1 protein-coding gene is annotated in these 587 nt (G+C 59.6%); it reads left to right on the top strand.

The window, feature by feature from the left end; all coding sequences use genetic code 11:
• Nucleotides 1-587: hydrogenase expression/formation protein HypE (gene hypE, locus K0335_RS22180; protein ID WP_219394167.1), on the top strand; the 587-nt coding region annotated here is incomplete at both ends.

Consider the following 587-nt stretch of genomic DNA (forward strand, 5'->3'; position numbering starts at 1 on the left):
TCTCTCCTGCGGCTTTATCCTTGAAGAAGGGCTGCCGATGGAGACGTTAAAAAGCGTGGTCAATAGCATGGCGGCGACCGCACGGGAAGCGGGTATCGCCATTGTAACCGGCGACACCAAAGTTGTGCAGCGCGGCGCGGCGGATAAATTGTTTATCAACACTGCCGGCATGGGGGCGATTCCCGCCGATATTCACTGGGGCGCGCAAACGCTGAGCGTTGGCGATGTGCTGTTAGTCAGCGGTACGCTTGGCGATCACGGCGCCACTATCCTCAACCTGCGTGAGCAACTGGGACTGGATGGCGAGCTGGCGAGCGACTGCGCAGTATTAACGCCGCTTATTCAGACGTTGCGTCATATTGACGGAGTGAAGGCATTGCGTGACGCCACGCGCGGCGGCGTGAATGCGGTCGCCCATGAGTTTGCGGCGTCCTGCGGTTACGGTATTGAATTGTCCGAATCCGCACTGCCGCTCAAACCTGCCGTGCGCGGCGTCTGCGAGCTGTTGGGGCTGGATGCCCTGAACTTTGCCAACGAAGGAAAACTGGTGATTGCCGTTGAACGGCAGGCCGCAGATCGGGCGTTGG

This window comes from Escherichia sp. GZ89 (assembly GCF_019366485.1).
Taxonomy (GTDB): Bacteria; Pseudomonadota; Gammaproteobacteria; order Enterobacterales; family Enterobacteriaceae; genus Escherichia; species Escherichia fergusonii.